Source organism: Clostridium sp. NSJ-145, from assembly GCF_021044725.1.
Lineage (GTDB): Bacteria > Bacillota > Clostridia > Clostridiales > Clostridiaceae > Clostridium > Clostridium disporicum_B.
Map to the genome: position 1 here is coordinate 224,343 of NZ_JAJNOS010000001.1, position 13,488 is coordinate 237,830.

At 28.7% G+C, this 13,488-nt stretch carries 13 protein-coding genes and 1 riboswitch; all 13 genes read right to left on the reverse strand.

Annotated elements, in window-relative coordinates:
* Nucleotides 1-140: 140 nt before the first annotated feature.
* Nucleotides 141-1,412 carry a 4Fe-4S dicluster domain-containing protein gene (locus tag LQE93_RS01185; protein ID WP_231071668.1) on the reverse strand — a complete coding sequence of 424 codons (1,272 nt, stop codon included), beginning with the start codon at nucleotides 1,410-1,412 and terminating at the stop codon, nucleotides 141-143.
* Between the two features lie 89 nt (nucleotides 1,413-1,501).
* Nucleotides 1,502-2,443, reverse strand: a complete 942-nt coding sequence (locus LQE93_RS01190; RefSeq protein WP_055264897.1) for a ribonuclease Z — start codon at nucleotides 2,441-2,443, stop codon at nucleotides 1,502-1,504.
* Nucleotides 2,444-2,627: 184 nt separating this feature from the next.
* Entirely contained in the window at nucleotides 2,628-3,455 is an 828-nt protein-coding gene (locus LQE93_RS01195; protein ID WP_055264895.1) for a GHMP family kinase ATP-binding protein, read from the reverse strand.
* Between the two features lie 126 nt (nucleotides 3,456-3,581).
* Nucleotides 3,582-4,349 carry an ABC transporter ATP-binding protein gene (locus LQE93_RS01200; protein WP_055264893.1) on the reverse strand — a complete coding sequence of 256 codons (768 nt, stop codon included), beginning with the start codon at nucleotides 4,347-4,349 and terminating at the stop codon, nucleotides 3,582-3,584.
* 6 nt (nucleotides 4,350-4,355) lie between these two features.
* On the reverse strand, nucleotides 4,356-5,396 hold the full coding sequence (locus LQE93_RS01205; protein WP_055264891.1) for a FecCD family ABC transporter permease: 1,041 nt from the start codon (nucleotides 5,394-5,396) through the stop codon (nucleotides 4,356-4,358).
* 21 nt (nucleotides 5,397-5,417) lie between these two features.
* Nucleotides 5,418-6,359 (reverse strand): ABC transporter substrate-binding protein, encoded by a 942-nt coding sequence (locus LQE93_RS01210; protein WP_055264889.1) that lies wholly within the window; start codon nucleotides 6,357-6,359, stop codon nucleotides 5,418-5,420.
* Complete coding sequence (gene cobT / locus LQE93_RS01215) at nucleotides 6,343-7,449, reverse strand: nicotinate-nucleotide--dimethylbenzimidazole phosphoribosyltransferase (protein ID WP_055264887.1); 1,107 nt, start codon at nucleotides 7,447-7,449, stop codon at nucleotides 6,343-6,345. The genes LQE93_RS01210 and cobT overlap by 17 nt, the downstream gene beginning before the upstream one ends.
* A complete protein-coding gene (locus LQE93_RS01220; protein WP_055264885.1) occupies nucleotides 7,450-8,532 on the reverse strand; it encodes a pyridoxal phosphate-dependent aminotransferase in 1,083 nt (360 codons plus the stop codon).
* A complete protein-coding gene (gene cbiB, locus LQE93_RS01225) occupies nucleotides 8,529-9,497 on the reverse strand; it encodes an adenosylcobinamide-phosphate synthase CbiB (RefSeq protein WP_231071670.1) in 969 nt (322 codons plus the stop codon). Before cbiB ends, LQE93_RS01220 begins: the two co-directional genes overlap by 4 nt.
* The gene (locus tag LQE93_RS01230; RefSeq protein WP_055264881.1) at nucleotides 9,494-10,975 is read right to left on the reverse strand and encodes a cobyric acid synthase; all 1,482 of its coding nucleotides are present in this window, start codon (nucleotides 10,973-10,975) and stop codon (nucleotides 9,494-9,496) included. The genes cbiB and LQE93_RS01230 overlap by 4 nt, the downstream gene beginning before the upstream one ends.
* 254 nt (nucleotides 10,976-11,229) lie before the next feature.
* Nucleotides 11,230-11,413, reverse strand: a riboswitch (cobalamin riboswitch).
* A 53-nt stretch (nucleotides 11,414-11,466) separates the two neighbouring features.
* Nucleotides 11,467-12,216 (reverse strand): adenosylcobinamide-GDP ribazoletransferase, encoded by a 750-nt coding sequence (gene cobS, locus LQE93_RS01235; RefSeq protein ID WP_231071672.1) that lies wholly within the window; start codon nucleotides 12,214-12,216, stop codon nucleotides 11,467-11,469.
* A 1-nt stretch (nucleotide 12,217) separates the two neighbouring features.
* Entirely contained in the window at nucleotides 12,218-12,766 is a 549-nt protein-coding gene (cobU, locus tag LQE93_RS01240) for a bifunctional adenosylcobinamide kinase/adenosylcobinamide-phosphate guanylyltransferase (RefSeq protein ID WP_055264877.1), read from the reverse strand.
* Nucleotides 12,767-12,777: 11 nt separating this feature from the next.
* A complete protein-coding gene (locus LQE93_RS01245; RefSeq protein WP_055264875.1) occupies nucleotides 12,778-13,359 on the reverse strand; it encodes a histidine phosphatase family protein in 582 nt (193 codons plus the stop codon).
* Nucleotides 13,360-13,488 lie beyond the last annotated feature (129 nt).

Here is a 13,488-nt window from a genome sequence, read left to right on the forward strand (position 1 = left end):
GCTATATTAATCTATATACAAATAAAGCCAGGTTTTTCCCTGGCTTCTTATAAAAATTTATAAATTTTTTAACTGTTTTATCTTTCAAGAATTTTACTAACTAATACCGTAAAACATCTCTCATTGATATAATTACTATATTAAATACTTAATAATTTATCTAAATATATTGATTTCATTTGTTCGCTTGCCATTGCTTTTTTTACAGGTGAAAGCTTAAGTATAGATGATAATATAGCCGCCATGGCCCTATGGCTTACTAAAGCTCTATTATCAAAAATTAAATTTGCCAATTGTCCTTTTTCAATTGCCATAAGTACAACTCTATGAACTGAAGTTGCTGGAGTTATTATTCTCTTTCCTCTTGATTTTAGACATATACTATTTTTAAAACAATTTCTAACACATACTCCACATCCTAAGCACAAATCTTCATCTACTTTTGCTACAACTTTTTCCATAGGAGTACCTTCATTTATCGTTACCCTCTTTATTGCACCTACAGGACATGCTTTAATACATTTACCACAATTCACACAAGAATTTTTATCTATATTAGCAATATAATTGGTCGTTTCAACTGGATGCATTACTCCAAACTTTTTTGCAGCTACCATAGCTTCGCAACAACATCCACAACAATTGCAAATAAAGTTTACACCTTTTCTAACATTTTCACCACATTGAACTAAGTTATTTTCATATGCAACTTCTAAAAGCTCTAAACATTCTGATACATCAACTTTTCTTGCAAATTCATGTTTAATTAATGAAGATGCAGTATTATTAAATGTCATACATATATCCATTGGTGCATCACATGCCCTTCCAACATGTTGCATCTTATGCCTACAATAACAAGTGCTTATTCCTATGTCTGTGGCTGTTTTTATTATATGTGATGCTCTTTCATAATCTAAAACTTCTACTGAATTTTCTGAGCTTAAAACACTTTCCTGAACATAGACTCTTCCAAGTTTAGTATCAGCACTATAAAATAATTCTTTAATAAAGTCCTCTTCAACATTCATATATTGATAATACAATTCTCCTAAAAGCTTTTGATCTATATCCCCTCTAGTTCTCATCATACTAAACTCTAAAAAACCAGCCATTGGAGGTGGCAATAAAAAAGTTCTTTTACCCTCATGCTCTATATCTAAAAGTATAGCTCTACTCGCTAGTTTATCTAATATTTTTGTAGCTTCTACTACCTTCATCCCCCATATATTTGCTGCTTTTTCTGCAGTAAAGGCTTTAATAGGGAGTTGTGCTACAAGTTCAGCTTCTCTTTTGTCAAAAAGCATTTCAAGTATTTTATAAAGCGTTTCAGATGCTGGCGCTCCTTGTGGAAACCTATTTAGTCTTTCCTCTAAACTTTTGTATGCTGATTTTCCTACTACATGTGACATGCTTTTTTCTCCTTTTATAACCATATTACATTAATATTTTGCCATATTTTCATAAATATAAACATTTACGATATTATCTAGCTTACTAATCATTCAGAGAATTTTATTGTTTTTATAATCCTATCATGAGCTATTACAGTATTGTTAAATATATTAGTAGCATTATTTAAATACATTGATGGTTGAAGTAGTGATGGACTAAAATGAGTTAACAATAGTTCCTTTACCATTCCTTCTTTTGCTAAAGTGGCTGCTTCAGCAAATGTCATATGCTTATTTTTTATAGCTTTATCTCTATCTTCATCACTTCCATATGTTCCTTCGCATATAAAAAGATCACTATCTGAAATAAACCTTATTATACTTTCTATTGGTCTACTATCTGTAATATAACTAATTTTAATTCCTTTTCTTATATCTCCTAAAACCATATCTTTTGTATATACTATATTATTTTCTTTCGCTATCTCTTCCTTCTGTAATAAACTCCACAGATTTTTAGGAACTTTATTTCTCACTGCTTTATCAACATCAAATTTAGGTTTTCTATTAATATAAAAATTATATCCAATGCATGGTGATGAATGCTCTAGTTCTAAACTATTTATAACAATATCTCCTTCAAATCTATCCTCAAAACTAATTTTGTCCTTTTTAACTGATAATTTTATATTATATGGATTTTCAATTATTATAAGTTCATATGGTAAATATGGACATATTACTCTAAGTCCTTGAATAACATCCTTTATTCCTTTCGGCCCTAAAATTATGATTGGCTCCTCTCTTCCAGAGTTTCCTATAGTAGCTAAAAGTCCTGGTAATCCTACAATATGATCGCCATGACTATGAGTTATACATATTACATCAATGTTCTTAAATCCCCATCCAAGAATTCTCATAGAAACTTGAGTTCCCTCACCTGAATCAATAAGTATCTTTCTTCCCTTGAAGTTTATAAGAGCTGCAGATAAATACCTTTCAACCATAGGCATTCCTCCACCTGTTCCTAACATCGCAATATCTACCATGAAATTTCCTCCTAAGTCCTATATAAGAAAAGACGTTGCATCTTTTTGCAACGCCTCATAATCACATTTAGATAACTGTTTATCTAGTATGATTACATTTAATATTATTCATATAGGTAAAATTATTATACCTATTTTCTTAAATTACAGTCATATAATTTAATTTTATCATTCATTATCTATTTTAGTTAATAGCATCTAATGTTTCAACAATGATTTTTTCATACCCTATAATCTCACTCTTTTCAATCTCTTTCATTTTTTCATCATCTATGCTATCAAAAATTATTCCTAACATATCTCCACTATGAGCTCCAATTATACCTAGTCCACCAGTTAACTTCTTTATTTCTAGTATCTCTTCTAAAATATCATACTTTAACCTATGTTGGTTTCTAATTATACTTTCAGTAGATACCTTAGCTAATTTTTTAGTATCTCTATTTTCAAATGCTTCTCTTAGGTCAATAAGTAAATCATTTATATCTTTTAATGGCTCTAATTTCTTACCATTATACTCTACAGTATCCACAATATTTTTTCCAATAAAGCATAATACATAAAATTTAAAATAGCTACCAACCTTTTCTTTAACTGCACCTTCTTTATAATCAAAAATTGTAGCTTTATCAAATATAATGCTATCTGTAGGTTCTATTTTTAAACAGTGTCTTATAAGTTCTTCTTCATTAAAACTTCTATCTGTTAACTTTAGTAATCCATTATAAATTGCACATAAATCTGCTGTACTACTAGCAAAACCTTTTCCTTTAGGAATTGTTGAATTTATAGCTACTCCTACTTTCTTACCTTTATATCCCCATTCTTCTAAAATATTATCTATAAATTTATAAGACTTTAAATAAAAGCTTTCATTTTCTCTTTCAACTTCATCTGATAATACTATCTTCGTATATAAATTTATAGGACATGATAACAAAATATCTATTTCATTACACTTCCCTTGAATTACTTCCCCAACACTTCCAGGGTATCTTTCAATTATCTTCATACTTTCCCTCTTTAACTTCTATAAGTAAATCATATATTTTAATAAAAAATATAGCTAAAGTCATATTATATAACCTTAGCCATATTTTTGTCATCTCAAATTATAATAATCTAAATAACAGAAATACTATATTATTGGAAGTATATATCTCCTATTGTTATCATTATAAATTTCTACATCTATATTATATACCTTTTTTATGTTTTCTCTTGTCATAACCTTATCAGCTTCACCAATATCAATGACTTCTCCATCCTTTAGCATAATTATTTCATCACTAAACAACGATACTAAATTTAAGTCATGAAGTACTGCGATAATAACTTTATCATTGCATATATCTTTAAATATTTTTAAAAACTCGATTTGATACTGTAAGTCTAAATGAGATGTAGGCTCATCTAACAAAATAATATCTGTATCTTGTGCTAAAGCCCTTGCTGCAACTACTCTTTGTAATTCTCCACCACTTAACTCAGTAACTAATTTATCTTTGAATTTCCATATATCAGCTTTGTCCATAGCCTTTTTTACTATTTCTCTATCCTTTTTATTATATCCTTCAAATCTACCTTTATGAGGCACTCTTCCCATCATTACTACATCGTATACTTTAAATTCATAGTTAATATGGATATTTTGAGGAACTGATGCTAATATCTTCGCTATTTCCTTCGGAGTCATAGAAATTAAATCTTTATTATCTATGAATATAGTGCTTTTATTAGGAGCTAACAAACTACTTATATTTTTAATTAATGTAGTCTTACCACATCCATTAGGACCAATTATAGAATAGAACTTACCTTTATTAAACTTTAAGGTTATTCCTTTTAATACTTCTTTTTCATCATAAGAAAATTTTATATTATCAATATGTACTAACGATTTCATTCTATTCTATCCTTTCTTATGTTTATTCAATAAGAATATAAAGTATGGTGCACCAATCATAGCTGTAACTGCTCCTATTGGTAATTCTGCTGGTGAAGCTACTGTTCTAGCAACTGTGTCAGCTAAAACTAAAAACATTGCTCCTCCTACTGCTGCAAAAGGAAAAAAATACTTGTGTTCCGGTCCTATAATCATTCGTATAATATGCGGAATAATTAATCCTACAAATCCAATAATCCCATTAAATGCTGTGCTTGCAGCAATAATAAATGATGATACTATTATTACTCTTCTAACTAGCTTATTAGTATCAACACCTAAACTTTTAGCTGTATCATCTCCAGTTAGAATAATATCTAAATCTCTTGAGTGCATTGTAAGATATATTACACCTAATATAATGCAGGGAGCCACAATAGATATTGTTTTCCAACTTGATGTGCTTAATCCTCCCATAGTCCAAAAGACTACACTTTCTAGTTTATCCTCATTCATAATCATAAGTGTAGATTGCATTGCATTCATAAGGAAACTTATTGCTACCCCTGAAAGCAGTATGTTAGTAGTTGAAACTCTTCTCCCAACTCTCCCTAAAGTATAAACTAAAAATGTAGTGACCATAGCACCTATAAATGCAAATAAAGTAGTTAAGCTAAAACTAAAAAAACTACTTTTTAAATCGAACAGTATTGAAATAGTAGCTCCAAGAGCTGCTCCTGATGATATTCCTAAAATAAATGGATCTGCCATTGGATTTTTAAAGACCGCCTGATAACTTCCTCCAACTACAGCTAATCCCATCCCAACTATAGTAGCCATAACTATTCTAGGCATTCTTAACTTAAATATAATTAGAGCGTGGGTATTAAATGACCCACCCTCTAATTTGTTACCTATGAAGGGTATCCTTGTAAAAATAGTAGAAAATACATCTTTAACACTTATTGATGCAGAACCTACAGATACTGCTATCATTGTTAAAAATACAAAAGCTATAATTAATATCACAAAACATTTCCCTTTATTTTTTCTAATAATATCCTTCATAAAACTTTTCCTCTTTATTTATTAATTAAATGCTTCAGGATGAAGAATCTTAGCTAAAGCTTCTAAACCATCAGCAAGTCTTGGTCCTTGTCTATTTAAAAGATTTTGATCTATTTCATAAACCTTTCCATTTTTAACAGCCTCTAAATCTTTATAAAAATCAGTTGATTCAAAAGTTGCTTTTGTATCATTATCACCAGCTAAAACTATTATTGATGGATTTTTTTCAGCAAGTTTTTCTTTACTATATCCCCATCCTTCTGAATCATCAGCAATATTTTCGCCATTAGCCATTCTAATCATTTCACCGATAAAAGTATTACCACCTGCTGTTGAATCTTTCTCTCCAAATCCAACTACATAATACATGCTTGGTGCTTCTAATCCTTCTACCTTTTTAGTAACTTCTGCTACCTTTTCTTTCATTCCAGCGACAACTTCCTCTGCTTTTGGAGAGGCATTTAATATCTTCCCTAATGTTTCTATTGAATTATAAACACCTTCAAAGCTATCTTCTGAATATAAAACTATTGTTGGAATTCCTAATTCATCAAGTTTAGCTTTAGCTTCATCTGTAAAGTGAGTAGATGCCACAACTAAATCTGGTTTTATTTCTGCTATAAGTTCTAAATTTGGCTTAGTTAGTGTCCCTACTTCTTGCACTTCTAAAGCTTGCTCTGGATAATCACAATACTTAGTTCTTCCAACTAATTTATCACCTTTATCTAAAGAATAAACCATTTCAGTAACGTTTGGTCCTAAAGATATAACTGTTTCTGGTTCTTTTTCAATAATTACTTCATTACCATTTGTATCAGTTATAGTTAACGGGTATGTTGTAACTGATTCTTGTGCATTACTTGTATTATCTTCTATAGTATTCTTTTCTCCACAGCTTACCAAACCTAAAGCTAGCATTAGTATAGCTAACATCATTATAATACTTTTAAACGTCTTTTTCATATTTTTTTCTCTCCTCATATAACTTTTTATAATTTTTACTTTCGTCATTATCTAAGCCAGCTTTATCAAAAGTATCCATTTCTTTTATAATTGTTAATGCTGACTCTATTATAGAAAAGGCAATTGGACATCCACTACCTTCCCCTAATCTCATCTTTAAGTCAAACATAGGCTCTAAATTCATTTCTTTATAAACTTCATTCATAGCTTTTTCTGTAGATTTATGTGATGAAAACATAAAGTCTTTAACAGTTTCATTAATCTTATATGCACATAATGCTGCTGCTGAACTTATTAATCCATCTATAACTATTGGAACTCTATTTTTTGCTGCACCTATAAAACTTCCGCAAAGGCTTGCAATATCAAGACCTCCAACTTTACTTAATACGTCAATAACATCATCTTTATTTGGATTATTTAACTCTAAGGCCTTTCTTAAGACCTTTTTTTTATTTTCTAATCCACCTTCAGTAAGACCTGCTCCAAGTCCTACTAAATCCTCTACATCTAAATCTAATAAAGCTGCTATAACTGCTGTACTAGTTGATGTATTTCCTATTCCCATCTCTCCAGTACCTAGTAGGTTATATCCTTCACTAACAAGAATATCTACAGATTCTATTCCTATATTTATAGCTTTAATTACCTCTTCTCTTGTAAGAGCATTTCCTAATGCCATATTTCTAGAACCTTCTCTAACCTTCTTATTAACTACATTTAAATTTGATATTTGACCTTTTACACCAACATCAATTACTTTTATTTCACTTCCATAAAACTTTGCTAATATTCCAACTCCAGTTGTATAATTAGGTAAATTATTAGTTACTATATTTGTAACTTCTTGAGAACATCCACTTACCCCTTCATCACAAACTCCATTATCAGCACAAAAGATTAGTATATTTTTCTTATTAACCTTATTAAAAACTTCACCAGTCATTCCCGATATTTTAACAGCTATTTCTTCAAGTACTCCAAGACTTCTAAGTGGCTTACTTAAATTATCTAAATACTCCCATGTCTTATCCATTATTTCTTGATCTAAAGGTTTAATTTTACTTAATGCATCATCTAATAAATTCATCTAGTCTCTCCTAATATTCTCAAAACATTTTAACATATCTAATAAAATCTCATTATTTTCTCTACTTTTTACTGCTAATCTTATAAAAGAACTATCTAACCCTCTGTAATTACCACATTTTCTAATAAGTATTCCTTTGCTTAAAGCAAATTCAAAAAGTTCATTATCTGTTGAATTTTCTAATTTACATAAAACAAAATTACTATTACTATCAAATACTCTATTAATTACATTAAGTTTTCTTAATTCTTGAATTAAAAATTCTTTTTCATTAATATTTACTTTTAAAGATTTCTCTATATACTCGCTATCTTCTAATAAATACCTCAAGGATAAAGCAGCAAATGTATTTATATTCCAAGGCAATTGTTTTCCTCTAAGTTTACTAAGTATTTTTTTATCAGAGCTTATTGCCCAGCCTAACCTTATTCCTGGTAAGGCAAAATATTTTGTAATTGCTCTAACAATAATTAAAGATTTGTAATTATTTACTTCGTCTATAAAACTTTTAGCTTTATCTCCTGAAAACTCAACAAAAGCCTCATCAATAATTATTCTTTTACCATTCTTTTCGCAATAATTTAAAATGAACTTAAATTTTTCTTTATCTATGTTACTTCCATTTGGATTATTAGGATTAGCTATTATTATTCCATCACATACCTTTAATTTATCTAAAATATCTTCATAATTATAAGTCATATCACCATTTAAATAGCTATATTTAATCTCTAATCCATATTTTTTAGCACTAATTTCATATTCAGAAAATGATGGTGCAATAATACATATACTTTTTAATGTTGATATTGCTAAGTCTAATACCTCTGCAGCACCATTTCCTAAAATTATATTATCATTATCTATAGAAATTTTATGATATTTAATAATAGCTTCCTTAGTAGATCTATATTGTATATCTGGATAATAATTTATTAAGTTTGTTGCTTCTTTTATACCTTCATAAAAACTACTAGGTACACCTAAAAGATTTATATTAGAGCTATAATCTATAAGCTCCTTACCTTTTAATAACCCTTCTGTATATATATCTCCACCATGACTAGTCAATGTTTTGTTCATAAGTTAATTACTCCTACTATACAAATGCTAAAGATAAAAAATAATATTTCACTTACTATCATAAGCTTATTACATTCTTTTATATGTTTTCTATTTATCGGTTTTATATTATCGCCTATTGTAGGCTTTTCTATTACTTCTCCAAAATAGATATTAGTTCCACCTAATCTTATATCCATAGCTCCAGCTGCCGCTCCTTCAGGATAAGCACAATTTGGGCTTTTATGATTTTTTCTATCTCTTATCATAATTCTAAATGCCCTTATAATATTTCCTCCAACTATTGGTGATGAAATACACATAGCCATCCCTGTAATCCTTGCTGGAATAAAGTTAGCTATATCATCTAGCTTTGCTGGGAAATACCCAATATATTTATACTTTTCTGTTAAATATCCAAGCATAGAATCCATAGTATTTATAGCTTTATACATCATTGCTAAAGGTGCTCCTCCTATAATTCCATAGAAAAGTGGAGCTATAACACCATCTGATGTATTTTCAGCTACAGTCTCTACCGCAGCTCTTACTATTTCATTTTCTTCTAAATAAGTCGTATCTCTTCCAACGATATATGAAAGCATAAGCCTAGCTTTTTTTATATCTACGTCATCTAATGCTTTATAAACCTTCTCACTTTCTATCTTTAAACACTTAGCTGCTACTGTTGTATAAAGTAAAAAGCTATTTAATAATATATAAAGCATTTTATTGAAACTAAATAAATTTACTATTAAAAATGTAATTAGATAAGTAGTAAAACTAACTATAAGAAAAATAAATACACCATATTTTTTTAGTTCTTTATCATCCTTAGCTTTTTTTCTAAAATACTTTTCTAAAGTTGAGATGAATTTTCCCATATATATTACTGGATGTGGAAATCCATATGGATCTCCAATTATAAAATCAACTACAATTGCAATCCCAATAGATATTAAGTTTAATAGTAAAAAGTCTATCATCTTTTTATCCCCATAATATCATAGATACTATCTATATCTATACTTTCCCTAACAATAGAAGCTAGTTTATCTATTTCTTTATCTCGTATTGCTTCATATTTTGATGACTTCTTTTCAATTAATCCTTTTTCTCTTCTAATAGCGTTTAAAATAGTTTCCCTAAAAGAGCTACTATCTAATACTCCATGAAGATATGTTGCCATTATCTTTCTATCTTCACTTATATATCCATCATTAATGCTAGTTTCTTCTCCATTAGAACTAGTTAAGTTTACGAAATAATTATATTCACCTTTGGCTATTGTTTCACCCATATGAATTTCATATCCATATACTTTGTCACCTAAAGAAGTTATACCTTCTGATCTAGTCATCGTTTTTTCTGTAGTTAACTTTGTAATACACGGAATTATACCAATTCCTTTTACACTTAAATTTTCACTTTCAACTTTATGTGGATCTAATATCTCTTCTCCTAACATCTGATATCCACCACAAATACCTAGTATTCTGCCTGATTTACTGTATTCTAACAATTTTTCTTCTAATCCAGAATTTCTTAAATAAATTAAATCATCTATTGTATTTTTACTACCTGGTAAGATTACTAAATCAGGATTTCCAAAGTCATTAGCCTTAGAAATAAATCTAACACTTACATCCTCTTCAACCTTTAAAGCATCAATATCCGTAAAATTCGATATATGAGGTAAATGAATAACAGCTATATCTATATCTCCTCTACCTTCCCTTTCAATAGATGAAGCCATAAATCCATCTTCATCTTCTAAGTTCAAAGTAAAATGTGGTACAACTCCTAGTGTTGGCTTATGAATAATATCAGTTAGCATATCAATTCCAGGTGTTAGAAGATCAATATCTCCTCTAAATTTATTTATTATTACACCTTTAACTCTTTCTTTTTCTGAGTCACTAAGTAAAAGTAAAGTTCCAGCTAAAGATGCAAACACTCCACCTTTATCGATATCTCCAACAATTATTACTGGTGCATCAACTAGTTCTGCCATTCCCATATTAACTATATCATTTTCTCTTAAGTTAATTTCAGCAGGGCTACCAGCACCTTCCATAACAACAATATCAAAGTTTTCTTCAATTTTTTCAAAGTCATTCTTAAGCATAACTTTAAATTCATCTTTTAAATTATGATAGCCTTTTGCATCAGTATTTAGAAATACTTTACCATTTACTATTACTTGACATTTTCTATCACTAGTTGGTTTTAAAAGAATTGGATTCATATAAGCTTCGGGTTCTATTCCTGATGCATAGGCCTGTAATACTTGAGCTCTTCCCATCTCTTTACCATCTAAAGTAATATAGGAATTTAAAGACATATTTTGAGATTTATAAGGACATACTTTATACCCATCTTGGGTGAATATCCTACATAAAGCCGCAACTAATATACTTTTACCAACCGATGATCCAGTACCTTGTATCATTATCTTTGCCAATTTTATCCCTCCTTTAAATAACGCTCTAAATCATTATTTTAGCAAGTGAAATATCTACTACGAGCGTATATAAGTAGAAATTTCCTCTAATTTAGAAATTCTCTAGAAAAAAAAAGTAGTACACGGTTAGTGTACTACTATAGTTAAGGGTATATTTATTCCTATATACCCTCTATTCATCACATAAAAATGCCAATATTTTTATTAGCATAATATAAACGAATTTTCTCCCTAGTAGTCTCTCCCTCCGAAAGCTCTTAGAATCCATCTAGGCAGGTTTCCTGACTTATGAATCATCCTCACTTTCACCTTCCCCTAAATCTTAGAGTGGTATGTTTGAAAGTTTGTCCTCAATCACAGTAGCGGGGGCTGTTGTAGCTTTTACTACATTCCCTTTTACCCTTCTTTTACGAAGGCACCTAAATTTCTATATAATTTTCCTCACTCATTATATTGTAGATATTATAAATTAGCAATACTTTTATTTAAAATTAAAAATTACAACTTAAAACAATTAATAAAATTAACATTACCAATTCATTATTTGCACCTAAAGAATCTCCTGTTATTCCATTTATTTTACTATTACAATACTTATTAAATAGTATCGTTGTAATACTTGATATAATGACTATAATTAATAATCTTTTTATATCCAACATAAAAATAGCTATTAATATAAATAATAAATAATTAATTATAACTTCTTTAAAAGTCACAGTATTTATAAATAAATTTCCACTTCCAATTTCTTTAGCAGCTTTTCCTATATAACTTATTAATACTATACTTACTCTACTTATCATAGGTAATAATATTATTATATAACTTGTTATATTATTTAATATAGTTGTATATCCTATAAATTTAATTAATATATTTATTATTATTCCAATACAAGCAAAAGTACCAATTCTGCTATCTTTCATTATATCTATAATCTTATCTTTTCCTTTAGTTGCAAAGAATCCATCACAGGTATCACCGAATCCATCTATATGAAACCCACCAGTGATAAGAATATCTATAATTATTACAAATATTACTGCTATATCTAAATTGAAAAACTTTATTAAAAATGAATATACTATAAATTGAATTAATCCTATAACTAATCCAACTATAGCAAAAAAGTTTGCACCTCTTTTAAAGTCTGTGTTTTCACAAGGCAAAGACTTATTTATAGGAATTCTAGTTAGTACTTGAAGCATAAGTAAAAAATTCTCAAAATATCTTTTCATATTACTTTAACCTCATTGGCAAACCACATGCTACTAAATATACTTCATCGCTTTCTTTAGCTAAGATCTGATTAACCCTTCCTAAAATATCTGTAAAAATTCTACCTAACTTATATTCAGATACTAATGAAAACCCAACTTCATTAGTAATTATTACTGCATCTTTATCTTTTCTTCTTATTTGCTCTAAAAGCTTCAATACCTCATTAACAATTTCTTTCTCTAAAACATTAATCTCATCTTTGCTTAAATTATCTACATTCGTATATTTATCAAAAATTAAATTTGTTATCATAGTTCCAATACATTCTAACATTATATATTTTTCTTTTATATCAGCTACCCTATTATACAGTTCTCTGTAGTCTTCAATTGTGCTCCATAGCCTATTTCTACTTTCTTTATGTCTTTTAACTCGTTCCTTCATCTCTTCATCATAAATTATTGATGTTGCTATATAAGCAACATCATCTTTTTCTTTTAAAAGGCTTTCTCCATAGGAACTTTTGCCACTCCTACTTCCCCCTGTTACTAAAATTATTTTGCTCATTTTTTCTCCCTTCATATATGAGTTATAGAATCTATGTACCAATGTCCATATTCATATTTAACAATTGATATATCCCCATTTTTTGATGAAAATTTCCAAAAATTATCTAACCCATTAAGTATGTAACAATAAGAATTTCTTATAAATCCCCCATGAGTTATTAAAAGAATATTTTCAAACTTTTTACTTTCAATATCTTTTAAAACATCCTCGGCTCTTAAGTAGCTTTCCATCGCACTTTCTCCCATAGGAATTTTATAATTTTTCCAATCTTCTTCCCATGCTCTAACTTCTTCACTATACTCTTTACAGATTTCATCATATGTCTTATTCTCAAATATTCCAAAGTTTCTTTCATCTAATCTTGCATCTACTTCATATTTAACATCTGCTCCAAATATAATCTTTGCAGTTTCACTACTTCTCTTTTTTGAACTAACATAAATTCTATCAAATTTAATTTCCTTAAGTTTTTCTCTTAAAATCTTAGCTTCTTCCATTCCTCTTATCGATAATTCACTATCATAAGCTCCATAATATCTTTTCTCTTCATTACTCTTCGTAGTACCATGTCTAACTAAATAAATATTCATTTTTCTCCTTTTAATACCTATACTAGAAATTTCAATTTAATTTTATATTAACATATCTATTAAATCAATTAAGATATTTATGTATTAATTTCTTCTAATTACCAATAATACTTTTATTAGAACTTTTTA

Bases quoted from the DNA above. Each gene is read 5' to 3' on its own strand.
- cbiB (WP_231071670.1), bottom strand. From the start codon at position 9,497: ATGATAGACTTTTTACTATTAAACTTAATATCTATTGGGATTGCAATT.
- LQE93_RS01185 (WP_231071668.1), bottom strand. From the start codon at position 1,412: ATGTCACATGTAGTAGGAAAATCAGCATACAAAAGTTTAGAGGAAAGA.
- cobT (WP_055264887.1), bottom strand. From the start codon at position 7,449: ATGAATTTATTAGATGATGCATTAAGTAAAATTAAACCTTTAGATCAA.
- LQE93_RS01195 (WP_055264895.1), bottom strand. From the start codon at position 3,455: ATGAAGATAATTGAAAGATACCCTGGAAGTGTTGGGGAAGTAATTCAA.
- LQE93_RS01190 (WP_055264897.1), bottom strand. From the start codon at position 2,443: ATGGTAGATATTGCGATGTTAGGAACAGGTGGAGGAATGCCTATGGTT.
- cobU (WP_055264877.1), bottom strand. From the start codon at position 12,766: ATGAGCAAAATAATTTTAGTAACAGGGGGAAGTAGGAGTGGCAAAAGT.
- LQE93_RS01220 (WP_055264885.1), bottom strand. From the start codon at position 8,532: ATGAACAAAACATTGACTAGTCATGGTGGAGATATATATACAGAAGGG.
- LQE93_RS01210 (WP_055264889.1), bottom strand. From the start codon at position 6,359: ATGAAAAAGACGTTTAAAAGTATTATAATGATGTTAGCTATACTAATG.
- LQE93_RS01200 (WP_055264893.1), bottom strand. From the start codon at position 4,349: ATGAAATCGTTAGTACATATTGATAATATAAAATTTTCTTATGATGAA.
- LQE93_RS01205 (WP_055264891.1), bottom strand. From the start codon at position 5,396: ATGAAGGATATTATTAGAAAAAATAAAGGGAAATGTTTTGTGATATTA.
- LQE93_RS01245 (WP_055264875.1), bottom strand. From the start codon at position 13,359: ATGAATATTTATTTAGTTAGACATGGTACTACGAAGAGTAATGAAGAG.
- cobS (WP_231071672.1), bottom strand. From the start codon at position 12,216: ATGAAAAGATATTTTGAGAATTTTTTACTTATGCTTCAAGTACTAACT.